Origin of the sequence: Actinomyces sp. HMT897 (genome assembly GCF_016626125.1) — a bacterium.
In the GTDB taxonomy this organism is placed as follows: domain Bacteria; phylum Actinomycetota; class Actinomycetes; order Actinomycetales; family Actinomycetaceae; genus Actinomyces.
In genome coordinates, this window is the sequence record NZ_CP067336.1 from 395,186 (window position 1) to 419,653 (window position 24,468).

General features: G+C 72.3%; 16 protein-coding genes and 2 pseudogenes. 10 read left to right on the plus strand and 8 right to left on the minus strand.

The features are described 5' to 3' along the window. Positions 1-24 precede the first annotated feature (24 nt). The 3 genes from JJJ15_RS01600 to hemH all read right to left on the minus strand — a co-directional run bounded on the left by JJJ15_RS01600 (position 25) and on the right by hemH (position 4,013). On the minus strand, positions 25-744 hold the full coding sequence (locus JJJ15_RS01600) for an HIT domain-containing protein (protein ID WP_200511219.1): 720 nt from the start codon (positions 742-744) through the stop codon (positions 25-27). After that, positions 737-2,770 carry a threonine--tRNA ligase gene (gene thrS / locus JJJ15_RS01605; RefSeq protein ID WP_200511220.1) on the minus strand — a complete coding sequence of 678 codons (2,034 nt, stop codon included), beginning with the start codon at positions 2,768-2,770 and terminating at the stop codon, positions 737-739. The genes JJJ15_RS01600 and thrS overlap by 8 nt, the downstream gene beginning before the upstream one ends. Before the next feature lie 277 nt (positions 2,771-3,047). After that, a complete protein-coding gene (hemH, locus tag JJJ15_RS01610) occupies positions 3,048-4,013 on the minus strand; it encodes a ferrochelatase (RefSeq protein WP_200511221.1) in 966 nt (321 codons plus the stop codon). A 311-nt stretch (positions 4,014-4,324) separates the two neighbouring features. On the opposite strand from hemH, the gene JJJ15_RS01615 reads away from it, so the two are divergent. Together JJJ15_RS01615 and JJJ15_RS01620 are read left to right on the plus strand one after the other, a co-directional pair. Next, positions 4,325-5,896, plus strand: a complete 1,572-nt coding sequence (locus tag JJJ15_RS01615) for a plasmid pRiA4b ORF-3 family protein (RefSeq protein WP_200511222.1) — start codon at positions 4,325-4,327, stop codon at positions 5,894-5,896. Positions 5,897-5,989: 93 nt separating this feature from the next. Next, entirely contained in the window at positions 5,990-6,766 is a 777-nt protein-coding gene (locus JJJ15_RS01620) for a hypothetical protein (RefSeq protein WP_200511223.1), read from the plus strand. A 359-nt stretch (positions 6,767-7,125) separates the two neighbouring features. On the opposite strand, the gene hemW is transcribed toward JJJ15_RS01620, so the two are convergent. Continuing rightward, complete coding sequence (gene hemW / locus JJJ15_RS01625; RefSeq protein WP_200511224.1) at positions 7,126-8,643, minus strand: radical SAM family heme chaperone HemW; 1,518 nt, start codon at positions 8,641-8,643, stop codon at positions 7,126-7,128. Between the two features lie 557 nt (positions 8,644-9,200). Here hemW and JJJ15_RS01630 point away from each other — a divergent pair. After that, the gene (locus tag JJJ15_RS01630; protein WP_246742105.1) at positions 9,201-9,932 is read left to right on the plus strand and encodes a YwaF family protein; all 732 of its coding nucleotides are present in this window, start codon (positions 9,201-9,203) and stop codon (positions 9,930-9,932) included. Positions 9,933-10,092: 160 nt separating this feature from the next. Here JJJ15_RS01630 and trmB read toward each other — a convergent pair whose 3' ends face one another. After that, complete coding sequence (gene trmB / locus JJJ15_RS01635) at positions 10,093-11,049, minus strand: tRNA (guanosine(46)-N7)-methyltransferase TrmB (RefSeq protein ID WP_200511225.1); 957 nt, start codon at positions 11,047-11,049, stop codon at positions 10,093-10,095. 37 nt (positions 11,050-11,086) lie between these two features. Beyond that, on the minus strand, positions 11,087-12,964 hold the full coding sequence (gene lepA, locus JJJ15_RS01640) for a translation elongation factor 4 (RefSeq protein WP_200511226.1): 1,878 nt from the start codon (positions 12,962-12,964) through the stop codon (positions 11,087-11,089). A gap of 190 nt (positions 12,965-13,154) precedes the next feature. Here lepA and JJJ15_RS01645 point away from each other — a divergent pair, with 190 nt between their 5' ends. Both JJJ15_RS01645 and trpB (JJJ15_RS01650) read left to right on the plus strand, forming a co-directional pair. Continuing rightward, positions 13,155-13,940 (plus strand): hypothetical protein, encoded by a 786-nt coding sequence (locus JJJ15_RS01645; RefSeq protein ID WP_200511227.1) that lies wholly within the window; start codon positions 13,155-13,157, stop codon positions 13,938-13,940. A gap of 353 nt (positions 13,941-14,293) precedes the next feature. Next, positions 14,294-15,460, plus strand: a pseudogene (trpB, locus tag JJJ15_RS01650) (tryptophan synthase subunit beta); the annotation flags it as partial. Positions 15,461-15,498: 38 nt separating this feature from the next. Here trpB (JJJ15_RS01650) and JJJ15_RS01655 read toward each other — a convergent pair. Together JJJ15_RS01655 and JJJ15_RS01660 are read right to left on the minus strand one after the other, a co-directional pair. Beyond that, positions 15,499-16,791, minus strand: a complete 1,293-nt coding sequence (locus JJJ15_RS01655) for a type II toxin-antitoxin system HipA family toxin (protein ID WP_246742106.1) — start codon at positions 16,789-16,791, stop codon at positions 15,499-15,501. Next, a complete protein-coding gene (locus tag JJJ15_RS01660; RefSeq protein ID WP_200511230.1) occupies positions 16,788-17,057 on the minus strand; it encodes a helix-turn-helix domain-containing protein in 270 nt (89 codons plus the stop codon). Before JJJ15_RS01660 ends, JJJ15_RS01655 begins: the two co-directional genes overlap by 4 nt. Before the next feature lie 302 nt (positions 17,058-17,359). Here JJJ15_RS01660 and JJJ15_RS01665 point away from each other — a divergent pair. From JJJ15_RS01665 to trpA, 5 genes and pseudogenes are all read left to right on the plus strand, one after another. Continuing rightward, positions 17,360-19,057 (plus strand): annotated as a pseudogene (locus JJJ15_RS01665) (anthranilate synthase component 1); the annotation flags it as partial. A gap of 315 nt (positions 19,058-19,372) precedes the next feature. Beyond that, positions 19,373-20,026, plus strand: a complete 654-nt coding sequence (locus JJJ15_RS01670; RefSeq protein ID WP_200511880.1) for a gamma-glutamyl-gamma-aminobutyrate hydrolase family protein — start codon at positions 19,373-19,375, stop codon at positions 20,024-20,026. A 24-nt stretch (positions 20,027-20,050) separates the two neighbouring features. Continuing rightward, positions 20,051-21,136, plus strand: coding sequence for an anthranilate phosphoribosyltransferase (trpD, locus tag JJJ15_RS01675; protein WP_200511231.1), 1,086 nt, complete (start codon positions 20,051-20,053; stop codon positions 21,134-21,136). A gap of 11 nt (positions 21,137-21,147) precedes the next feature. Further along, positions 21,148-23,592 carry a tryptophan synthase subunit beta gene (gene trpB, locus JJJ15_RS01680; protein WP_200511232.1) on the plus strand — a complete coding sequence of 815 codons (2,445 nt, stop codon included), beginning with the start codon at positions 21,148-21,150 and terminating at the stop codon, positions 23,590-23,592. Continuing rightward, positions 23,592-24,449, plus strand: a complete 858-nt coding sequence (gene trpA, locus JJJ15_RS01685) for a tryptophan synthase subunit alpha (protein ID WP_200511233.1) — start codon at positions 23,592-23,594, stop codon at positions 24,447-24,449. Before trpB (JJJ15_RS01680) ends, trpA begins: the two co-directional genes overlap by 1 nt. The last annotated feature ends 19 nt before the right edge of the window (positions 24,450-24,468 follow it).

Sequence of the window (24,468 nt, forward strand, 5' to 3'; positions counted from 1 at the left end):
CGCCCCCGGGCGGTGCCGAGGCGGTCAGCCGGGGGCACCGGCAGGGGCGTCGCCCGAGGCGCCCTCGGCAGGGCCACCAGCCGGGGCGCCCCCTGCCGGGGAGTCCCCGGCGGGGCCCCCAACTGGGGCGTCCCCCACTGGAGCGTCCCCGCCCGGGGCCTCGTCCCAGGCGGCCGCCAGGACCTCGCGCTGGTCCCCCAGGAGCTGGGGGACGGGCTTGGTGCGGGCAATGAGGGGCATGAAGTTGGCGTCCCCCCTCCAGCGGGGCACCACGTGCTGGTGGAGGTGGGCGGCGATCCCCGCCCCGGCCACCTCTCCCTGGTTCACGCCCAGGTTGAAGCCCTGCGGGTGACTCACCGCCCGCAGGACCTCCATGGCCCGGGCCGTGAGCTCGCCGATCTCGACCCGCTCGGCGGCCGACGCCTGGGTCCAGTCCGAGACGTGCCGGTAGGGGCACACCAGCAGGTGGCCGGTGTTGTAGGGGTAGAGGTTCATGAGCACGTAGGCGCTCCGGCCCCGGTGGACAATGAGGGAGTCCTGGTCCGTCCGCCCGGGTGCCCGGCAGAAGGGGCACTGGTGGTGGCTGGAGTCCTTGGGCTTGTCCTGGCCGCCGATGTAGACCATGCGGTGGGGGGTCCACAGGCGCTGGAAGGCGTCGGGGGCGCCGGGGTGGTCCCAGGCCGCCTCCACGCGCACCCCGGCGGAGGACCCGTCCGGTACGACGCCGTCGGTAGTCTCAGCCACGGTTCAGCCTCTCCCCGGCCGGGTCGTTGACCCGGTTCGCGATCACCTGGCGGATGTGCTCCACGGCCTGGGCCACGGGCACACCGTTGGTCTGCTCCCCGTCACGGAAGCGGAAGGAGACGGCACCGGCCTGCTCGTCCTCTCCCCCGGCAATGAGGGTGAAGGGGATCCTGTCCTTGGAGGCGTTGCGGATCTTCTTGCCGAAGCGGTCGTCGGAGTGGTCCACCTCGACCCGCACGCCCACGGCGCGCAGGCGGGCGGCGACGTCGTCGACGTAGTCGTCGAAGACCTCGGCCACGGGCACGAGCCGCACCTGGACGGGTGCCAGCCAGGCCGGGAAGGCCCCCGCGTAGTGCTCGGTGAGCACGCCGATAAAGCGCTCCACGCTGCCCAGCTTGGCGGAGTGGATCATGACGGGGCGCTGGTGGGTGCCGTCGGGGGCGGTGTACTCCAGGTCGAAGCGCTCGGGCTGGTTGAAGTCGTACTGGATGGTGGACATCTGCCAGGTGCGGCCGATGGCGTCCTTGACCTGGACGGAGACCTTGGGCCCGTAGAAGGCGGCGCCGCCCGGGTCGGGGACCACCTGGAGTCCGGAGGCGTCGCAGGCCTCCTGGAGGGCGGCGGTGGCCGCGGCCCAGTCGGCGTCGGAGCCAATGAACTTGTCCTTCCTGGCCCCGTCGTCGCGGGTGGACAGCTCCAGGTAGAAGTCGGTCAGCCCGAAGTCGGAGAGGATGGACAGGAAGAACTGGATCTGGGCCTTGATCTCCTCACCGGCCTGCTCGGGGGTGCAGTAGGTGTGGGAGTCGTCCTGGGTGAAGCCGCGCATACGGGTCAGGCCGTGGACCACACCGGACTTCTCGTAGCGGTAGTCGCGGCCCATCTCGAAGAAGCGCAGCGGCATCTCACGGTAGGACCGGCCCCGGGAGCGGAAGATGAGGTTGTGCATGGGGCAGTTCATGGCCTTGAGGTAGTACTCCTGCCCGGCCTTGGTGATACTGCCCGCCGCGTCGCGCTCCTCGTCGGCGAGCATGGGCGGGAACATGGTGTCGGCGTAGTAGGGCAGGTGGCCCGAGGTGTGGAACAGGCCGCCCTTGGAGATCTCGGGGGTGTGGACGAAGTCGAAGCCGTACTCCATGTGGCGCGCCACCACGTGGCTCTCGACCTGGTGGCGCAGCATGGCCCCCTTGGGGTGGAAGACCACCAGGCCGGGGCCGATCTCCTCGGGGAAGGAGTACAGGTCGAGCTCGGCCCCCAGCCTGCGGTGGTCGCGGCGCTCGGCCTCCTTGATCCGGTCCTGGTAGGCCCGCAGATCCTCCTTGGAGGCCCAGGCGGTGCCGTAGATGCGCTGGAGGGAGTCCCCGGACTGGTCGCCCTTCCAGTAGGCCGAGGAGGACTTGGTCAGGGCGAACCCCTGGCCGATGAGGCGGGTGGAGGGCAGGTGGGGGCCGCGGCACAGGTCCTTCCAGGCCACGGTCCCGTCCCGGCGCACATTGTCGTACATGGTCAGGGTGGTGCCGCCGACCTCCACGGAGGCGGACTCGGCGCCCGCGCCCTTGGTGGTGATGAGCTCGAGCTTGTAGGGCTGGTCGGCCAGCTCAGCGCGTCCCTCGTCCTCGGTGATCTCACGGCGCACGAAGCGCTGGCCCTCCTTGACGATCCGCTTCATGCGCCTCTCGATCTCGCGCAGCAGCTCGGGGGTGACGGCGTCGATACCCCCGAAGTCGTAGTAGAAGCCGTCGATGATAAAGGGGCCGATACCCAGGTTGACGTCGGGGAAGAGCTCCTGGACGGCCTGGGCCATGACGTGGGTGGCGCTGTGGCGCAGGATGTCCAGGCCGTCCTGGCTGTCCAGGGTAATGGGCTCCACCACGGCGCCGTCGGGGAGGGGGCGCTCCAGGTCCCGGGGCTCGCCGTCCACGCGCACAGCCACTACCGACGTGTCGCCCCGGTAGAGGGACGCTCCCGTGGTCCCGGCCTCGATGACCCGGGGGGTGCCGTCGAGGGTAATGCTGAGCTGTTCGGTCACGGGGACTCCTTGGGTTGACGTCGAGGCGCTGTACGGGTGCGCCCTCGACGGCGAGTCTACTGCCTGCTCCTGGCACCGCCCACGTCAGCGCCCCACCCGCCCCCTCCCCCCTCGCGAGAACGGTACTTATTCGCCGTGAGAACGGTACTTATTGCTCGCGAGAACGGTACTTGTTTGTCGTGAGAACGGCAGGCCGGGGACGGCCCCGCCCCCGGGCCCGCGAGCGCCTCGACGGGTGGTTCAGGGGTACGCGCGGTGGCCCCGGGCCCGTGAGCGCCTAGAGGTAGGGGCGGAGCACCTCGGCCAGGGCGAGGCCGTGGGCGGGCGAGGCGTTGAGGGCCGGGACGTAGCGGAAGTCTCCGCCCCCGTGCTCGTGGTAGTGGCGTGCGGCCTCCCGGCCGATCTCGTCCACGGTCTCCAGGCAGTCCACGGCGAATCCGGGGCAGACCACGTCCACGCGCCCCAGGTCGCGGGAGGCGAGGTCGGCCAGGACGTCCACGGTGTAGGGGGGCAGCCACTGGGCGGGGCCGAAACGTGACTGGAAGGACAGGGTCCACTCCTCCCCCAGGCCCAGCGCGTCGGCCAGGAGGGTGGCGGTGTGCTCGCAGCGACTCCGGTAGGTGTCGCCGTTGTCGGCGTAGGACTGGGGGATGCCGTGGAAGGACAGGACCGTGTGGTCGGGGCGCCCGTGCCCGGCCCAGGAGGCGCGCACGTGCTCGGTCAGGGCCCTCAGGTAGGCGGGGTGGTCGTGGTAGTCGGACACGAAGGTGACGGTGGGCGGGTTGCGCCGGGAGGCGGTGACGGCGCCCACGGCGTCGGCCACGGAGGCGGTCGTGGCCCCGCAGGACTGGGGGAAGAGGGGCAGGACGACCAGGTGCTCGCAGCCGGCCTGCTCCAGGGCGTCCATGGCCTGGGCGATGCTGCCCGAGCCGTAACGCATGCCCGCCCGGACCACGACGTCGTCGTCCTGGGTGCGCAGGTGGCGTTCGAGCTCGGCGGCCAGGGTCTCGGTGTGGTAGCGCAGGGGCGAGCCCTCGGCGGTCCAGGTGCGCCGGTAGAGGGCGGCGGAGCGGGCGGGGCGCACCCGCAGGATGACGCCGTGCAGGACCGGCCACCAGATCCAGCGGGAGGTCTCGATAATGCGCGGGTCGGAGAGGAACTCCGCCAGGTAGCGGCGCACTGCCGCCGGGGTGGGGGCGTCTGGGGTGCCCGTGTTCGCCAGCAGGATCCCGGTGCGGGTCATCACGTGCCTCCGTGCCTCGTACGTCTGGACCGGGGTGAGTCTAGGCACGACGGCGCCCCGCACCTTACGACGCGGTGTCACCTTCCTGGCGGGGCGTCTGGGAGCGGGTCCCGGCCCTGGTGGCGGCCGGGTCGGGCGCGGGCGGGCGGGCCCGGGCCGGGCACCTGGCAGGCGTGCGGGGAGGGGGTGGTGGCGCCGTGCGGGGGGCGTAATATCTCAGGGGCGCCTGCCGTAAATGCCGGACGGGCCGGGGCGGCGCGCAGGAGGGGCATATAGGCGCCCTAAGGGGTGCCTTCTGCCAGACTGTCCGCATGGAAGCGCGCTCCGTCACTCTGCACATAGATCTCCGGGACGCCAGACCCAGCGTCACCCGGGACGTCCTGCTGCCCTGGGACGCGCCGCTGCCCCTGGTCAGCTCCGTCATCCAGCAGGTCATGGGCTGGGAGGACTACCACCTACACGGTTTCACCCGTGGTGGCGAGTTCTGGGGCGCGGCACCACGGTGGACCGCCGACCCCCGGGACGGTGACGAGGCCAGTGAGCAGGACGTCTCGCTCCGCACGCTCCTGCCCACCCAGGACGCCGTGGCCACCTACGTGTACGACTACGGTGACAGCTGGGAGCTGCGCCTGACCATTACCGAGACGCACGAGGAGGACTGCGCGGACCTGCGGATCCTGGCGGCCACGGGCGGCCACGTCCTGGAGGAGTGCGGTGGCATCCCGGGCTACGCGGCACTCGTGGAGGCCGCGCAGGCGACTGCCGACCAGCGTCCGCTGACCGAGGACCAGGCCCAGCTCCTGGAGTGGGCCCTGGAGGTCAGCGGCCTGGAGGGGACCTCGGCCCTGCACGAGTGGCTCACCAGGTTCGACGCCGCCGGGGCCCGGGCGCGTCTGGCGGCCCTGCCCGCCCCCGACCCGCCGGAGGCGGAGGGCTCCCCGGTGAGCGACCACCCGGGCGACCCCGCCCCAGCGAGGGCAGACGGCTCCCCGGTGGACGACCACCCGGGCGACCCCGTCCCAGCGGGGGCCGAGGAGGGCTCCCCAGACGGCTCCCTGGTCGGCGACCACCCGGGCGACCACCCGTTGGTCGTTAGACTCCCCCCGGGGGTCGTGCGCGACAGCCTGCGCAGGGCGTTCCTGACGGCCGTGCGTCGCCAGCCCACTCCCCTGGCCCAGATGGTGCTGGACGCACGCCTGGAGGACACGGAGGCCTTCACGCCGGAGGACTGCGCCGAGCTCACCGGGGGCCTGCGCCGCTACCTGGAGCACGTGGGCGACGGGCTGTCCCTGACGGCGTCGGGCTACCTCAGGCCCGCCGACGCCCTCGCGCTGGCGGCGGCCCTGGGCCTGGACGACGACTACCTGGGCAGGCTCAGGCGTGAGGCCGACACCCGTGCCCTGCTGGTGATCTGCCACGCCCTGACCCGGATGCGGATCCTGCGCAGGACCAAGGAGCGTCTGACGGTGACCGAGGCGGCGCGCACCGCCCTGTCCGACCCGCAGGCGCTGCTCGACCTGGTCGTCTCCCGGCTGCCGGTGGAGAGACAGGACATGGACCGGCTGATCGCGCTCACGACCGTACTGGACCTGGCCGGCCAGCCGGTGCAGGAGCGGGGCGTCCAGGAGCCCGATCCTGACGACTACCACGAGCAGCACCGACGCCGTAACGCGCGTCTGGCAGCGGCGGTGGTGTCACTGGGGATCACCACCACGGCCAGGCCGCTGACGGGCTGGGACGTCATGCGGGTCGCCGAGGAGACGCAGATGGTGCTGTGGGTCTGCCGCGTGTTCCCCGGCGACCTGTTCCGTACCGCCTGGGCGCCCACCCCGCTGGGGCGCGTGCTGCTCCTGCGGGTCCTGAACGCGCCCGACGGCCCCTGACGCCGCTGCGCCCTGGCGCGACCCTACCGACCCGCGTCACCCTTGACAGGCCTGCGTGGCCCTACCGTTGACAGATCCTGACAGGATGTCGTCGTGACTGCCGTTGAGTCAGAGTTCCAGGCCCTGGGGTTCGGCCCCGAACCCGGCCGGGCGCTCCTGGAGCACCTGTGCGACTCCGCCGTCTTCTGGGACGTGGACGGTACGGGGTTCGACGACGCCGGGCTCTTTACCGACCCCTCCGGGGCGGCGGTCGCCATAGGGTACGGGAAGGAGGGCACGTACATGAACGCGACCGTGGCGTACGTGCCCCGGCGCCGCGTGCCCGCCCGGGTGTGGAGGCTGACGGACACGCTCGCCCAGGTGGACGTCATCGACCCCGGGCAGGCCGGGGAGAACCAGGTCGTGGCACGTTTCCTGGCCTATCTCGACGACGCCCCGTGGTTCCCCCGCTACAGGCTCTCCGCCGTGGGGCGTCCCAGACAGGCCCGGGTGAGCGTGGGCGCCCTGGGGGTGGACTACGAGGTCCACGGCTCCGAGCGGTCCTACCTGCGGGCCAGGCGGGCGGCCAGCGGCGGACGCCCGGTCCTGGCCGCCCGCGGCCTCATCTCGCCGTGGCTCTTCAGCCTCGCCTCGGGCCAGGCGGACGCCGACCAGGCGAACTCGGCCGCCATGGTGTCCGCCGTCTGCCGCAGGGTGGGCAGGCGCCGGAACACGCTGACGGGCCAGGAGTTCTGGCTTATTGACGCCGACTGCGTCGTCCCCATGACGGTGGCCCTGCCCGTTGACGACGCCGCCCCGGCGCCCCGGCGCGGCAGCGTGCTCAGCGGCCGGTTCGTCCTGGTCGCCTCGGGCCACAGCCAGGAGCGGTAGGGGACAGCCGGGCCGACTGGTGGAGTTGCACATTCTTTTACAAACCGCGATCATAAAATGGCAAGATCTCGCGGATCCACCTGGCGGCCCGGGGCCCGGAGAGCAGGATGAATGTGCAACGGCGTCCGCGTTGCACATTCATCTTGTTCCTCTCCGCCTCCCAGGGCGGGAAATCGTTGGAATGACGCCACCAGCCCGACCAGGACCCCAGGATGAATGTGCAACCACCATCCCGGCCCCTGTAACCGGGCCTTGTCCTGCTCGCGTTATACCTAGAACGACGCCCTCGTCCTGACCCCGCCCCGCACCAGGCCCGCTCGACGCCGTCGCCCGGCAGCACCGCCACGGGCGCCCAGCGTCTACAGCCCGTCGGTCAGGGCCCGGGTGACGGCGTCGGCCATGAGGCGGCCGCGCAGGGTCAGGACCGCCCGGCCCCGCCCGGCCGCGCAGGCGTCGAGCAGGCCGTCAGCCACCAGCTGGCCCACCACCGGTGCCAGGTGCCCGGCCCCAGCGCCCTGACCCCCAGCGTCCGTCGCCCAGCCCGCCCCCGGGCCACCAGGCCTACCCGGGCCACTGCCCTCCCCAGGACCCGACCCGCCCTCCTCTCGCACGGCGGGCCCCGGGTGCCCGGCCCCGCCCGCCCCGGCGGCGTCAGCCTCCCCGGGGACGGCGCCCGGCAGGCCGTCCAGGGCTATGCCCTCACGCAGCCGGATGCCGAGCATGACCCGTTCCAGCTCGCGCGCGGCGGCGTCGACGACCTCGTGCCCGGCCACCGGCAGGCGCCCGTCGGCGACCTGGCGCGCCCAGGCCAGCGGGTGCTTGGTGTTCCAGGCGCGCACGTCCCCCAGGTGGGAGTGCGCCCCCGGCCCCGCGCCCCACCAGTCGGCGTCCTGCCAGTAGGCGCGGTTGTGGCGGCACTCCAGCAGCGCCCCGGGGCGCCCTGAGCGCCCGGTGGCGTCCCGGCGCGCCCAGTTGGAGATCTCGTACCACTCGTAGCCAGCCCGGGCCAGGACGGCGTCGGCCACCTCGTACTTGGTGGCCTCGTCGTCGTCCTGGGGCATGGGCAGCTCACCGCGGCGTACCTGCCCCCACATCCGGGTGCCCTCCTCAATGACCAGGGCGTAGGCGCTGAGGTGGTCCGGGCCCGTGCCCACCGCCGCCTCCAGGCTGCGGCGCCAGTCGTCCAGGGACTCCCCCGGCGTGCCGTAGATGAGGTCCAGGGAGGTCAGCAGCCCGGCCCGGCGCGCCCACCCCACCACCTGGGGCACCCGCTCGGGCCGGTGGATGCGCTCCAGGGTGGCCAGCACGTGCGGCACCGCCGACTGCATACCGAACGACACCCGGGTGATGCCCCCCTGGGCCAGCGCGGCCAGGTAGGCCTCGTCCACGGTCTCGGGGTTGGCCTCCGTGGTGACCTCCGCGCCGTCGGCCAGCCCGAACACCTCCCTCACAATGCCGACCATGCGCACCAGGTCCCCGGGTACCAGCATGGTCGGGGTCCCCCCGCCCACGAACACGGTCTGGGCCGGTCGCGCAGGCAGCCCGGCCCGGTCCATGGCGGCCCGGGCCAGGTGCAGCTCACGCTCCAGGGTGTCCACGTAGTCACCCACCGACGCCCCCGGGCCCATGGCGAGGTTGGTGTAGGTGTTGAAGTCGCAGTAGCCGCAGCGCACCCGGCAGTAGGGCACGTGCAGGTAGACGGAGAAGGGCCGGGGCGCGGCCCGGCTCCCGGTACCCGCCCCTGGGTCCCCGGCCCCCGGCGCAGGTACCGCCCCCGCCTCCGAGGTCCCTCGGGCCCCGAGGGCAGGGGCCCCTACCTGCGGGGGCAGGTCCCCCATGCCGGGCAGGGGGTCGCCCTCAGGCTGCCTCGGGCTCACCGTGCGCCCCCGGGGCGCCGGGGCGAGCAGGAGCGCCCCTCAAGGGTCACGCAGCCACGCCAGTACGAGCGCCCCCCGAGAACCACGCAGCCACACCAGCATGAGAGCCGGGAGGGGTCCGGGGAGCTCCGCATGGTGACCACCGCCTTCCTTACCGACCCGGAATGCTACCCGGACCGGCTGACAGGGCAGAGGCAACCGGCGTACTCCTCCCCACGCGGCCCGGACCGGCTCACCGCGCCAGCCGCACTGCCAGCCCCCTCCACACGGTCCGGGCCAGCGACGGGCTGAGGCGGTCACGAAGGTCGGCCTCGGCTCCTCCCCACACGTCCCCACGCGGCCCGGACCGGCGGCGGGGCCAGCACCCCCGACGACCTGTGGGAGCACGTCCCCACGTGGCCCGGACCGGCTCACCGCGCCAGCCGCACTGCCAGCCCCCTCCCCCAGCCTGGACCACCTGGGCCAGCCGGCAGGAGGGAGCCGGGGCCGCTGGCGACGTCGGACTCGCCACCTGGTGCTGGCGGGCGATGCCCGTCGGGCACGGTTAGCATGACCGGGTGAAGCACTTCCTTGACCCGATGCCGGGGTGGATACCTGTCGGCGGCCTGGACCACATGGCGTACGTCGGCTGCCTGGGGGCGGCCGCAGCCCTCCTCATTGGCCGACGCCGGTGGGTACGCAGGCACGCACGACGGGTACGTGCGGGGGTCCTCATCGCCTCCCTGGCCCAGCAGGCCACCTTGTACGGCATGTACGCGCTCACCGGGTGGGACTGGGGGGAGTCGCTGCCGCTGCACATCTCACGGGTCTCGGCGGTGCTGTGCGTGGCCTACCTGGCCACCGGCTCCAAGCGGGTCATGGACGTGCTGTTCTACTTCAGCCTGTGGGCCTGGTTCAGCTTCTCCTACCCGCAGGAGGTGTGGCCGTTCTGGAACCTGTTCGGCTGGACCTTCCTGGTCAACCACGTCGTGACCCTGCTCATGCCGGCGCTGGCGTGGGTGACCAGCGACTGGCGCCCGAGCCAGGAGGCGCTGTGGCGCGCCTTCGGGTGGATGGTCGCCTACTCCCTGGTGGCGGTGGTGGCCAACGTGCTGACGGACGGGAACTACTTCTACCAGAAGAGCATGCCGGTGCTGCCGTCCCTGGGACAGCCCCTGTACTACGTGGGCACGCTCACGGTGGGGCTGGGCCTGTTCTGGCTGGGCTACGGCGTCTCACGCCTGGTGCCCGACGCCGGTCGCGGCCTCCTGGGGCGGGGCGACGACGCCCTCTCCCCCACGACCGCCTAGACTCCCCCGCCCGCTCCCGCTCGCCCGCCTACTCCTCCCGCTCCCCCGTTCGTCGGGGACGTACCCTAGTCATTGGCGACGTACCCTTAACGTACGTCCCCGACGACTAAGGTACGTCCATAATGGCTAAGGTACGTCCCCGACACCTGCTCCCGGCAACTTAAGGTACGTCACCGACAGCCATCCCCGACGGCTGGCCCGGGGGCACCCACGCCTGGGAGGTACGTACCACGCACAGGTCGCGCACGGTACGCCCCTCCTTCAGGCCCCGGGCCTCGAAACGGGTCATGACCCGCCCGGTAAAGCGCTCCGACCAGCCGCCGCGCACTCCCGACGGCGAGCCCGGGTCCAGGCCGTTGCCCGGGTCCCCGTCCACCGCCGTGCCCGCCCCCAGGTCGGGGCGCGCCCCGGCGTCGTCGTGGCGGAAGCAGGGGCTGACGGCGCCCGCCCCCGGCCGGGTCGGGGGCAGGCCCTGACCAGGTCCCCGCCCCGCCCCGGGTGGTGAGGAGACCGCCTCGACCACGTCACGCATCTGCCAGGCGTAGTCAGCCCAGTCAGTGGCCAGTCTCCACACGCCCCCGGGACGCAGCACGCGCGCCACCGAGTCGGCGAAGGACTCGGTGACCAGGCGGCGCTTGCGGTGCCGGGCCTTGCGCCAGGGGTCGGGGAAGAACACCCACACCTCGCTGGCACTGCCCACCGGCAGGGCCGTGGCCAGCAGCTGGGCGGCGTCGGCTGGCACCACGCGCACATTGTCCAAGCCGGCTCTGGCGGCGTCGCGCACGATCCGGGCGATCGCCGTCTCCCACACCTCCACGGCCAGGTGGTCGGTCCCCGGGTGGGCGAGGGCGTGGGCCAGCAGCGCCTCACCGCCGCCCGAGCCGACCTCGACCACGAGCGGCCGGGCCCGCCCGGGGTGCCCGAAGGCGGCAGCCGGGTCCAGACGGAAGGAGGCGTCGACGGTGCGGATCGCGTCGGCGCGGGGCACGTCAATGACGTACCTGCCCCCGAAACGGGCCAGCGCCTCCTGCTGGGCGTCAGTCAGGCGCCCGCCGGCCCGGGAGAAGGAGCGCACACGCGAGCGGATGGCGTGGGAACGGGGCGGGTGCTGCTGCATCGTGCTCCTCGGCCAGTCGGCTGCCCGACGCGGGCCGTCACCTGTCCTTTCCCGTGGGGGTGTCCGCCCCCAGGGCCGCGATAAACGCCTCCTGGGGGACCTCCACGCGACCAATGGCCTTCATACGCTTCTTGCCCTCCTTCTGCTTCTCCAGCAGCTTGCGCTTACGGGTGATGTCACCACCGTAGCACTTGGCCAGCATGTCCTTGCGCAGGGCCCGGATGGTCTCCCGGGCAATGACCCGGGTACCGATAGCGGCCTGGACGGGCACCTCGAACTGCTGACGCGGGATGAGATCCTTCAGGCGCCTGGTCATCTTCACCCCGTAGGAGTAGGCGGCGTCCTTGTGGACAATGGCACTGAAGGCGTCCACCTTGTCACCGTTGAGGAGGATATCGACCTTGACCAGACTGGCCTCCTGGGACCCGTCCATCTCGTAGTCCAGGGAGGCGTAGCCGCGGGTGCGCGACTTCAGGGCGTCAAAGAAGTCGAAGACGATCTCCGCCAGGGGCAGCGTGTAGTGCATCTCCACGCGCGTCTCGCTCAGGTAGTCCATGCCCCCCATGGTCCCGCGGCGCGACTGGCACAGCTCCATGACGGTGCCCACGAACTCGCTGGGGGTCAGGATGGTGGCCCGCACCACCGGCTCGGAGACGCTGAGCACCTTCCCGGCGGGGAACTCGCTGGGGTTGGTCACCGTGTGGGAACTGCGGTCCTCCATGGTGACCTCGTAGACCACCGACGGCGCGGTGGAGATAATGTCCAGGCTGAACTCGCGCTCCAGGCGCTCGCGGATGATCTCCAGGTGCAGCAGCCCCAGGTAGCCGCAGCGGAAGCCGAAGCCGAGGGCCACGGAGGTCTCCGGCTCGTAGGTCAGGGCGGCGTCGTTGAGCTTGAGCTTGTCCAGGGCGTCACGCAGGGCCGGGAAGTCGGAGCCGTCCACGGGGAAGAGCCCGGAGAAGACCATGGGCTTGGGGTCCTGGTAGCCGCCCAGGGGCGTGGTGGCGGGGCTGACGGCCGCGGTGACGGTGTCACCCACCTTGGACTGGCGCACGTCCTTGACCCCGGTAATGAGGTAGCCGACCTCCCCCGCCCCCAGGCCCTGGGTGGGTGTCGGCTCAGGGCTGATGACGCCGATCTCCAGCAGGTCGTGGACGGCCCCGGTGGAGAGCATCTCAATGCGCTCGCGGGGGCGCAGGGCCCCGTCGACGACCCGCACGTAGGTGACCACGCCCCGGTAGGTGTCGTAGACGGAGTCGAAGATCATGGCGCGCGCCGGGGCGCCGGGGTCCCCGTGGGGGGCGGGGACGGTCCGGACGATCTGGTCCAGGAGCTCGGGCACGCCCTGCCCGGTCTTGCCCGAGACGTGGAGGATGTCGGTGGGCTGGCAGCCAATGAGGGAGGCGATCTCCTCGGCGTGCCGCTCGGGCTCGGCGGCGGGCAGGTCGATCTTGTTCAGGACCGGGATAATGGTCAGGTCCCCCTCAATGGCCATGTAGAGGTTGGCCAGGGTCTGGGCCTGGATGCCCTGGGCGGCGTCCACCAGGAGGACGGCGCCCTCGCAGGCGGCAAGTGACCGGTTGACCTCGTAGGAGAAGTCCACGTGCCCGGGGGTGTCGATCATGTTCAGGGCGTAGGCGTGCGTGGTGCCGTCAGGACCGGTGACGCCCCAGGGCATGCGTACGGCCTGGGACTTAATGGTGATGCCGCGCTCGCGCTCAATGTCCATGCGGTCCAGGTACTGGGCGCGCATGTCACGGGGGGCGACGACGCCGGTGGCCTGGAGCATGCGGTCGGCCAGGGTGGACTTGCCGTGGTCAATGTGCGCGATAATGCAGAAGTTGCGGATACGTGCGGGGTCGGTCGTGGCAGGAGTGACGCTCGCAGCCTGCTCGGGGGTGAGGATCGGTGACACGTGGGCCTTCCGGGTCCGGCGGGCCGCCCGAGGACGGGCGGGTCTGACTGGGGTCAGTGTCCCACGACCAGCGACGCGGGGGCGACGGGCCCGACGTCGGGTCTTCCCAGAAGCACCGACCCGGGGTAAGGTCGCTGCCATCCCCGCAGGCTCCCGCCTGCACCCGCTACCCCGTCCCGGAGGATGTCCCGTGTCCACTGCCGCTATCACCAAGCTGATTATCTTTGTGATCGTCGCGCTCATCAGCGGCCTCATCTCCCAGCTCTACCAGAAGAACAAGCGGGTGGAGGCCGGTCGGATAACACAGGCACCAGCCGCTCCCGGGGGCGTGGCCCAGACCGCTGACGTGGTCAGGCAGAGGCCGGCGGGCCTGGTCAAGGTCTTGTTCGTGTTCTTCCTGGTACTGGCTGGCATCCTGGTCCTCATTGGGATCGTCGTCCCGGACGTCGTCGCCAAGATCTTCATTGTGCTCCTGGGCCTGCTCTCGGCCGGCGTGAGCGTCTTCGTCCTGCAGTCCTACCGCAACTGCTCCCTGGTGGACGCCCCGCACGTCACTATCACCACCGACTGGCGGGGCCGGGAGACCCAGCTGCGCCACGACGAGATCGCCAGCTACCGGCGGGCGTACCGGCAGCGGACGGTCACGATCAAGGACGTGCACGGCAAGAAGCACAACATTAACCTCGCCTGGTTCTCCGCCCCCGTGCTGGCCCTCCAGGTGGCCCGTATGGAGGCCGAGGGCCGCTTCGCCGTCAAGAACCTGGGTAAGCCGGACAAGATCTCCGGGCGCCTGACGAACGTGGAGTGGTGCTTCTTCGTCAGCCTGCCCGACCAGCTCAAGGCAGTCCTGGCCCTGGGTCCGGGCTCCTACCCGACCATGTTCCAGCGCGACCCCGCGGCCCCCGAGGGCCAGGGCTGGGCCGGCCCGGGCTACGACCGCTGGCTGGCCGACCTGGACGCCGCCATGCACGCCTGAGAGGTCCTGCAGATCCCACGGGTTCCTGCTCCGCGCCCCACCTGACCACATACCCGCATGGTCCCGTAGGGCCGGGGGCGGCGACTCATCCTGGCAGGCCCGGCGGAAGAACTCGCACATGGTCCCGTAGGGCCGGGGCCCTGCAGGAAGTCGTGCAGTATGCAGGAACCAGTGGGATCCCGGGCCGCGCTGACTTGCGCCGGGGGCGACCCGTCCCTACCGTCCCAGGGGTGACGACAACGCTTCCGGGCTCCGCCCCCACCGCCAACCGCGCACCCACCGGCCCCCTGGGCCCCGACGCCCCCGGCTACACGCCCCCGGCCCCGGGTACCGACCTGCCCCGTGAGACCATCCTGCCGGCCTTCTTCGGTCGCTTCGGGGGCCAGGAGGTACCCGGTTTCCTCCTGCCCGCCCTGGACGAGCTCGAGGCCGCCTTCGTGGAGGCCGTCGCCGACCCCGCCTTCCACGCCGAGCTCGACGAGCTGCGCACCACCTACCTGGGCCGTCCCACCCCCGTCTACGAGTGCCGCAACCTGCCCCTGGGCGGCGGGGCCCGGATCCTGCTCAAGCGCGAGGACCTGGTCCACGGCGGGGCCCACAAGGGCAACAACACCCTGGGCCAGGCGCTCCTGGCCCGTCGCATGGGCAAGAGGCGTCTCATTGCCGAGACCGGCGCGGGCCAGCACGGGACGGCAACCGCCATGGTGGCCGCCCTGCTGGGCATGGAGTGCACCATCTACATGGGCGCCCACGACGTGGCCCGCCAGCGCCCCAACGTGGAGCGCATGGAGCTCATGGGCGCGCGGGTGGTTCCCGTGACCCAGGGCACGTCAGGTCTCAAGGACGCCATTGACGTGGCCCTGGGCCAGTGGTGCGAGCAGCTGGAGGACACCTTCTACGTCCTGGGCTCGGCCACCGGCCCGCACCCCTTCCCCACGATCGTGCGCTACTTCCAGTCCGTCATCTCCGCGGAGTCCCGCCAGCAGGTCACCGAGCGCCTGGGCCGCCTGCCCGACGCCGTCGTGGCCGCCGTGGGAGGCGGGAGCAACGCCATCGGCGCCTTCGCCTCCTACCTTGAGGACACCGAGGTGGCCCTGGTGGGTGTGGAGCCAGCCGGCAAGGGCCTGGACACCCCCTTCCACGGGGCCCCCATCTGCGCCGGGCGCACCGGGATCCTCCACGGCACCCGCTCCTACGTCATGCTCTCCGACTCCGGGGAGGTCCTGCCCTCGCACTCGGTCTCCGCGGGCCTGGACTACCCCTCGGTGGGCCCCGAGCACGCCCACCTGGCCGACACCGGGCGGGCCACCTACGTGGGGGTCACCGACGCCGAGGCCCTGGAGGCCTTTAGGCTGCTGAGCCGCCACGAGGGCATTATCCCCGCCATGGAGTCCGCCCACGCCGTCGCCCAGGCCCTGAGGATGGCCCGCGAGCACGCCGCCGGAGACGACGCGGGCTCCGAGCTTGCCCTCCTGGTCAACCTCTCCGGACGCGGCGACAAGGACATGGACGAGGTGCGCGACCACCTGTCCTGAGTGCTCCTGCCGGGCCCACCGCCTCACCGCAGGCGGCGGACCCGGCGGCAGTGCCGGGCGACGGCGTCAAGCAGCCTGCTGGGGATAATCGCGCCCACGAGCACAGGATTGTCTGCCTGCTCCCGGGCGATCACAGTGGCGAGAGCGTCCGGGAGCAGGCGGCTGAGCCTGTGCACTCGCTCCACGACGGCGTCCGCGTCCATGCGGGCACGGCGTTCCAGACGTGCCTGGGCAGCCAGACGCTCCCAGCAGCTGGCCCCGATCTGGTCAAGTCGACGAGCGCCCCCTACGGACATGGCAACAGTACGCCACGGAGTCTGTCCCTCCGTGACGTCACCGTCCTCGTTATAGGGCAGGCCAGAAGCGAGATCATACACAGGGGCGAGGACGTACTGGCCCGCCGCGTGGATAATGGAGTAGTTCTTGGCGTGCGCGTCCGGGGCTCCCAGGAGGACATTGAGTATGAGCGCGTCCACGAAGCGGCGGACGGAGGCGCCGCCGTCCTTGGCTACCTCGTCCAGGAGCGAGATGATCCGAAGAGCGCCAGGACCGCCGTGGGACTCGTACTTGCGGTGCGGGTAGGTGGACGTCGCCTGGCAGAGGTCTTCCTGGTGCACTCGCAGCACTGCCTGATGAACTCGCCGACGGTCATAACGCTCAATAACAAGGGCCTTCTGGCCGGCGATGCTCAGGTACTCGGTCCTTACAGCGGGAACACCGACCTGTCGCAGTGCTGCCAGGCACAAGTGCTCACAGAGAGCCTGCTCTCTCATCCCACTAATCCCAGGCTTGAGGATATGGGTGGTCGGCTCACTGCCCCGGGCCTCAAACCACTGTCCGCCCTCACGACGCAGGGCGATCTTGGACTGAGCCCCAGCCAGTGACCATCCCTCACCTGGTGCGATCCAGCCGGGCTCCCGACCACTTGCGACCATGGCAAGACGGTGACCGACATCTGCGTCGGTCACCGGCACAAGACCACTGGCGCCGTCGGCAGGGTCGGCGTCCTCGTCATCACGCAGGAAGCGCACAGCTCCCGCGCAGTCGTGCCCGATGTGCTCCAGGAGTGCGAAAGGATTGCGCGGAGAGACGTTGAAACGCCTGGCGACGGCCTCACGGACCCTGGTGCTGTCAGGTAGGAGTCCCTCGATGAAGGGCTCGACGACACGGTGGGTGTAACGGGTACGACGCACAGGCATCGAGACACTTATCGGCGTCTCCGCCCGGTCCACGTACGTGAACCGGCGCTCACCACCGTCAGTCTGCTCCAAGGTCCCGAGGCGGGACTCCCCCAGAAGTACGCGCAGTGTCCTCACAGCAGCCCCAGGCTTCGCAGATGACCTGTCTCAGCCCCTTCCTGGGCGGGTACCGACACCGGCCTGACCATGAGCTCAAGGCCGAGGGCCGTCAGGACCTTGAGCACGCCGCCCACCTCGATCCCCTGTCGGCTACCGAGCTCCACGATACTGAGCCACCGTCGGGAGACACCTGCCTGGTCGGCGAGCTGGGCCTGAGTCAGGCCAGCATCCTCTCGCGCGTCTCGGAGCGCAGCGCCCAGTCCACGTACAGTCTGAAACCCCATGACCTCACACTATCTGAGACCGGTAGGAAGTGCACATTTGTGCACATTCCCCCATGGGCACGTATGTTCTCTTCTCCTGTCACGGGGTCGCCCGGCGGCAGTGCCGGGCGTGCAGGCCCCCGGTGAGGTGTGGTTTAATCGCCGTCGTGACAGTCTCCCGTACCGCGCAGTGGTGGTGGCTCCCCAGCAGGCGAGCCACACTGTGCGCGTGACCGGAACGGACCACCCCCAAGAGCTCGCCGACCAGGCGGGCTCTTGACGTGTACGGGCACCTCCTGGCGGCACGAACAGGAGGAACCACCATGACACCAACGCCCCTGCCCCCTCCCCGGGTGGTCACCCGGGCGGTGGCCTACCCTCCTGACGCCGGACGGCTCCTGGAGCACCTGGCCCGCACCGGGCTGGTGGGCACCGTCGGCGTGCCGGGCGGGACCCGGCCCGTGGACGCGGTCCTGCTGGAGTCCGTCGACACCGCCACCAAGGCCTCACGTACCACCATCGCGGTCCTCCAGGCCTCCACCCGCCTGACCTGCGAGGGGGACGCCGTCACCGTCGAGGTCCTGCCACAGGCCCGGGCCGACGGCGCCGCGAGCCTGGAGGCCCTGGCCACCCGCCTGCCCGCCCACGTCACCGCCCGCACCCCCGAGCGCCTGACCCTGAGCGTCCCCCCTGCCCCTGACGACGGCAGCCTGGAGGAGCGTGAGCGGCTGACGGCACCCTCCACGATCGAGCCGCTGCGACTCCTGGCGGCGCGCGAGGTCGACCACCCCCACCTGCCCCTGGTAGCCGGGGTGTTCGCCTTCGACTACCTGGCCACCTTCGAGAGCCTGCCGGCGGTGCCCACGGGTGGGAACACCTGCCCGGACTACCTGTTCTACGAGGCCCGTATCATCCTGGTGGTGGACCACCCCACCCGGAGCGCGACCCTGGTGGGTGCCTCGGTGGACGGCGCCGACCTGGAGGCCCGCGTCGAGGAGCTGGCCGAGGCCGTCACGGCCTTCGCCTCCCTGCCCGGGCCAGCCACCTCCTCGGGCCGGGCACCCGCCCCGGAGCTGGCGCACTCAGGACCAGAGCGCCCGGAACCAGAGCACTCGGGACCAGAGCGCCCGGGGTGCGGGCCCGGGCGCCCCGCCCCGGTGCTGGAGGCCCGGCCCACCGTGGGGGAGGCCGACTTCGAGGCCGTGGTGCGCACCATGCAGGAGGCCATTAGCGCCGGGGAGGTCTACCAGGTGGTGCCCTCACGCGGCTTCACCCTGCCCTGTCCCGACGCCCTGGCCGCCTACCACGAGCTGCGTGAGGCCAACCCCAGCCCCTACATGTTCTACCTGGCCACGCCGGGGTTCGAGCTCCTGGGCGCCTCCCCCGAGTCCGCCCTGCTGCACTCGGCACGCACCGGCGAGGTCTCCATCCGCCCCATCGCCGGGACCCGCCCCCGGAGCCTGGGCCCTGAGGGGAGCGTGGACCACGAGCGTGACACGCGCCTGGAGCTGGAGCTGCGCACGGACGCCAAGGAGGTCGCCGAGCACGTCATGCTGGTGGACCTGGCCCGCAACGACGTCGCCCGGGTGAGCGTGCCCGGCACCCGCCGGGTGACCGACCTCATGCGTGTGGACCGTTACTCCCGGGTCATGCACCTGGTCAGCGAGGTCACCGGCACCCTGGCGCCGGACCTGGACGCCCTGGACGCCTTCCGCGCCTCCATGACCATGGGCACCCTCACCGGCGCCCCCAAGCTGCGTGCCGCCGAGCTGGTCCGCACCCTCGAGGGGGAACGACGCGGCTCCTACGGCGGGAGCGTGGGCTACCTCCGGGGCGACGGGGAGCTGGACACCTGCATCGTCATCCGCTCCGCCTTCGTCGCCGACGGCCGGGCCCTGGTGCAGGCCGGGGCCGGGGTGGTGGCGGACTCGGTACCTGCCGCCGAGGCCGCCGAGACGGTCCACAAGGCGCGGGCCGTGCTGGAGGCCGTGGCCCGCTCCCAGGGGGCCGCCCTCGGTATCGGCCACCGGGCCCCGTCAAAGGACCCTACCCCCGCCGGTGACGACGTCGTGGGACCGCCCACCGGGGCGGGGACCGGCTGCCACGAAGCGACCCCGGGCCCCCGGACCCCGCCTCCGACCGCGGACGCCCACGGGCTGCGCCCTGCGGCCCCACGCCCCGCCCCGCCGACCGCGGCTCCCACCACCTCCACCGCCTCTGCCGCCTCCACCGCCTCTACCGCTCCTGCGGTTCCCGTCGCCCCCGCGGCCCCCACCACCTCTGCCGCCCCGCGGCGGGCGGCGTCCGCCCCGGACCCCCGCGGGCTACGGACACGTGTGGTCCTGCTCGACAACCGCGACTCCTTCGTCTACAACCTGGTGGACCTCATTGCCACCCTGGGTATGCAGGTCGAGGTGTACCGCAGCTCCGCCCCCGCGGCCACGGTCCGCTCGGCCCTGGAGCCGACCCCGGCCGAGCGGGAGCGCGGCCAGCGCCCCGTGCTGTGCCTCTCCCCCGGTCCCGGCCACCCCCGGGACTCCGGCTGCCTCATGGAGCTGGTCAGGGCGGCCGTGGCCACCTCGTCCGTCCCCACGGTGGGGATCTGCCTGGGATTCCAGGCGATCGTGGAGGCCTGCGGGGGCAGGGTGGGACCGGTCGGCCCGGTGCACGGCCGCTCCACCCGTGTGGAGGTCACCGCAGCCGGGCGCGCCGACGCCGCCCTGGCCCCCCTGGCGGGCGGCCCCCTGGACGTGGCCCGCTACCACTCCCTGGGGACACGCGCCCTGCCCGCTGACCTGACGGCCCTGGCCGCCACCACCGACGGCGTGGTCATGGCCGCCCGGCACGTGGACGCCCCCGTGGTGGGCCTCCAGTTCCACCCCGAGTCCGTGCTCACCCCCCACGGTCCCGCCATCCTCAAGGCCCTGGTCACCGACCTCGCCGCACCCGTCAATGACGCCACGGCGCCCTCCACCCGCTCTACACTCTAAAGACCTTATTAGAAAGGAAAGACTATGTCTGAGAACCAGAACATTCCGAACGCAGATGACGCCCACGTGCTCCTGCGCTCCGTTATCCAGGGCCACCGGCTCACCCAGACCGAGGCCTCCACGGTCTTCGCCGCCCTGGGCGCCGGGGACCTGTCCGAGGCGGAGACCGCCGCCCTCCTGGCGGCCATGCACGCCCGCGGTGAGGAGGCCCAGGAGGTCGCCGGTGCCGCGACCGCCTTCCGCTCCGCCGCCCGCCCCTTCCCGGCAGTCACCTTCCCGCTGGTGGACGTGGTAGGGACCGGCGGCGACGGCGTGGGCACCATCAACATCTCCACGGCCGCCGGGATCGTGGCGGCCTCCATGGGGATCTCGGTGGCCAAGCACGGCAACCGGGCGGTCTCCTCCCTGGCGGGGGCCGCCGACGTCATTAGCGCCCTGGGACTGCCCCTGGACGCGGACCCGGTCACGGCGGTCGAGCTGCTGGCCCGGGACCACTTCTGCTTCCTGTTCGCCCAGGCCTACCACCCGGCCATGCGGCACGTGGCACCGATCCGCCGGGCGCTGGCCACGCCCACGATCTTCAACGTCCTGGGCCCCCTGCTCAACCCGGCCCACCTGACCTACCAGCTCATGGGCGTGTGGGACCCGGGCATGCTGGACATGATCGCCGAGGCCATGACCCACCTGGGACGCAAGCGCGCCCTGGTGGTGCACGGGGCCGGTACCGACGAGATCGCGGTCCACGGCACCACCCTGGTGCGGGAGGCCACGCCCCGGGGGGTCAAGGCCTACGAGGTCACCCCCGAGGAGCTGGGCGTGTCCAGGTGGACGCTCCAGGACATCCGGGGCGGCGACGCGGCCGGGAACGCGCACCTGCTGCGGGAGGTCTTCGCCGGACGCGGCCAGGCCGCCCACCGGGACGCGGTCGCGGTCAACGCCGGCGCCCTGCTGTACCTGGCGGGTCCGGCCGACAACCTGGCTGACGGCACCACCATGGCGCTGGAGCACATTGCCTCCGGGGCGGTGGCCCGGCACCTGGAGGGCATGACCACCGCCGCACAGCTCGCCGGGAGCGGGGCGGGCACGGCGTCCACCACCGGGCAGGACTGAGGAGAGCGACCATGACCACGACCAGCAGCCAGCGCCCGGTGGAGCGTGTCCCCGTCTCCGAGCGCCTGCGTACCACGGGCACGGTCCTGGACGCGATCCTGGCGGCACGCCGCGAGCGCCTGCCCGAGCTGCGAGCGGCCTGGGGGCACCTGCGGGCCGCCGACCTGCCCCGCTCACGGCGCTCCTTCGAGGAGGCGCTGCGTACCCGTTCCGGGGCCCGGTCCGCTCCCCAGCCAGCCCTCGTCATGGAGTGCAAGGCGGCGTCCCCCTCCCGGGGCACCATCCGCTCTAACTACGACCCGGCCGCCCTGGCGGCCGCCTACCGGCCCTACGCGGCCGCCGTCAGCGTGCTGACGGAGCCGGACCGCTTCGCAGGGTCCTACGAGGACCTGGCGGCGGTGCGTCAGGTGGTGGACTGCCCCGTGCTGTGCAAGGACTTCGTCGTGGACGAGGTCCAGGTCCTGGCGGCCCGCCACCTGGGGGCCGACGCCGTCCTGCTCATGCTCTCGGTGCTCCCCGACGACGCCTACCGCGAGCTGGCGGCCCTGGCCGGCTCCCTGGGCATGGGGGTCCTCACCGAGGTCTCCACCCCGGCCGAGATGCACCGGGCCGCGTCCCTGGGCGCCGCCGTCGTCGGCATCAACAACCGCGACCTGCGCACCCTGTCCACCCACCTGTCTCGGACCCGGGAGCTGGCCCCCCTGGCCCCGGCCGGGGTGGTACTCGTGGGGGAGTCAGGGGTGGGCTCACCGGCTGACGTGCGCGCCCTGGCGGGGCTGGTGGACGCCCTGCTGGTGGGCTCCTGCCTGTCCGGCGCCGACAACCCCGGCGCGGCGGCCCGTGCCCTGGCCCAGGCCGTGCCCCGGCACGAGGCCCAGGGCGCCGACGGGGGCCGGGCCGGGCGCCGGGCCGCCCTGGACCGGGCCGCTGGGCTCCTGGACCGGGCCGCCGAGACGCCCGCGCCGTCGGACGCGCCGTCGGGGCCGGGCGGCTCCCAGGCGACCGGTCACCACCCGCGCCTGCCGGCCTACTTCGGGCCCTACGGCGGGCAGTTCGTGCCCGAGCTGCTCATCCCGGCCCTGGACCAGCTGGAGGACGCCTTTATCGCCGCCCACGCCGACCCGGGCTTCCGCGCGGAGCTCGACGAGCTCATGACCCGCTACCTGGGGCGTCCTACGCCGGTGACCGAGCTGCGCAACCTGCCTCTGGACGGCAGGGCCCGGATCCTGCTCAAGCGCGAGGACCTGGTCCACGGCGGGGCCCACAAGGGCAACCAGGTGCTCGGGCAGGCCCTGCTGGCCCGGCGCATGGGCAAGAAGCGCGTGATCGCCGAGACCGGCGCGGGCCAGCACGGGACGGCCACGGCCATGGTCTGCGCCCTGCTGGGCCTGGAGTGCACCATCTACATGGGAGCCACCGACGTGGTGCGCCAGGCGGCGAACGTGGAGCGCATGGAGCTCATGGGGGCGCGGGTGGTGCCGGTGGCCAGCGGCGCGGGCACCCTCAAGGACGCCGTCAACGAGGCCCTGCGCGACTGGACCGCCTCCTTCCACGAGACCCACTACCTGCTGGGCACGGCCGCCGGCCCGCACCCCTTCCCCACGATCGTCCACGAGTACCACCGGGTCATCTCCGTGGAGGCCCGTGCCCAGGTGCTGGCCCTGACCGGCCGCCTGCCCGAGGAGGTGATCGCCTGCGTGGGCGGGGGCTCCAACGCCATCGGCGTCTTCTCGGAGTTCATTGACGACCCCGCGGTGCGCCTGACAGGCGTGGAGCCCGCCGGGGAGGGCCTGGACACGCCCCGGCACGGGGCGGCCATTAACGCCGGGAAGGTGGGGATCCTCCACGGGGCCCGCTCCTACCTCATGCGCACCTCCGAGGGGCAGGTCGAGGAGTCGTTCTCCGTGTCCGCGGGCCTGGACTACCCGGGTGTGGGCCCGGAGCACGCCTGGCTGGCGGACACCGGGCGGGCCACCTACGTGGGGGTCACCGACGTCGAGGCCCTGGAGGCCTTTAGACTGCTGAGCCGCCACGAGGGCATTGTCCCGGCCCTGGAGTCCGCCCACGCCCTGGCGCACGCCCTGCGCGTGGCCCGGAACGTGCCCGCCGACGCCGAGCCGCCGGTGCTGCTGGTGTGCCTGTCCGGACGCGGGGACAAGGACCTGGAGCAGGTCGCCCGCCTGGGCCCCTTCTGCGCCGACCCCGCCGTGGAGCGGGCCGCGCGTATGGTGGCCCAGATGGGCAAGCGCACCGAGTACGCCGGGCTGCGCCCCGCCAGGACCGGTGCGGCTGAACCCGCCCCAGCCGGGACCGGTGCGGCCCTCCCGGCTCATACGGCCGTCCCGGCAGGCGCAGCTGGCCCGGATGGCGCAGCTGGCCCGGACGGCCCGGCCAGCACCAGCCCGGACGGCGCCCCTGTGAGCACCCCGACCGCCGCGACCACGGAGGACCTGTAATGAGCCGTTACGCCGCAATGTTCGACCGCCTGGCCGGCGCCAGCCGGGGCGCCTTCGTGCCCTTCGTCATGGTGGGCGACCCCACCCCGGACCTTTCCGAGGCCGTCGTCGAGGCGCTCATCGACGGCGGTGCCGACGCCCTGGAGCTGGGCATCCCCTTCTCAGACCCGGTGGCCGACGGCCCCACCATCCAGCGCGCCCACATCCGGGCGCTCGCGGCGGGTGCCGGGTTCCACGACTGCCTGGAGGTGGTGGCGCGGGTGCGTCGGCGCCACCCGGAGCTGCCTATCGGCCTGCTCGTCTACGGCAACGTGCCCTTCTGCCTGGGCCTGGGGCGCTTCTACGCCGACTGCGCTCAGGCGGGGGTGGACTCGGTCCTGGTGCCTGACGTCCCCGTGCGCGAGTCCGCCCGCTTCAGCCGGGCGGCCCGGCAGGCGGGGGTGGATCCGGTCTACATCGCCCCGCCGTCGGCCTCGGCCCGGACCCTGGACGCGGTGGCGGCCTCCTCGCGCGGCTACGTCTACGCGGTCTCGCGCGTCGGCGTGACGGGCACCGAGCAGGCCTCCTCCACCGTCGGCCTGGCCGAGTCGGTGGCCCGCCTGCGCGACGACGCCGCCGCCCCGGTCATGCTGGGCTTCGGCATCTCCACCCCGGGGCAGGTGGCCGAGGCGGTCGCCGCCGGGGCCGACGGGGCGATCAGCGGCTCGGCCACGGTCAGGATCGTGGAGGCCCACGTCCCGGCCCTGGCTGCCGCCCACGACCAGGGCCGGGATCCCGGGCGGCAGCGTGAGCTGGAGGCCCTGCGCGACGACCTGGTGGCCTTCACCTCCGCCATGAAGGAGGCCACCCGCCGGTGAGAGCAGGCGCACGGGTACC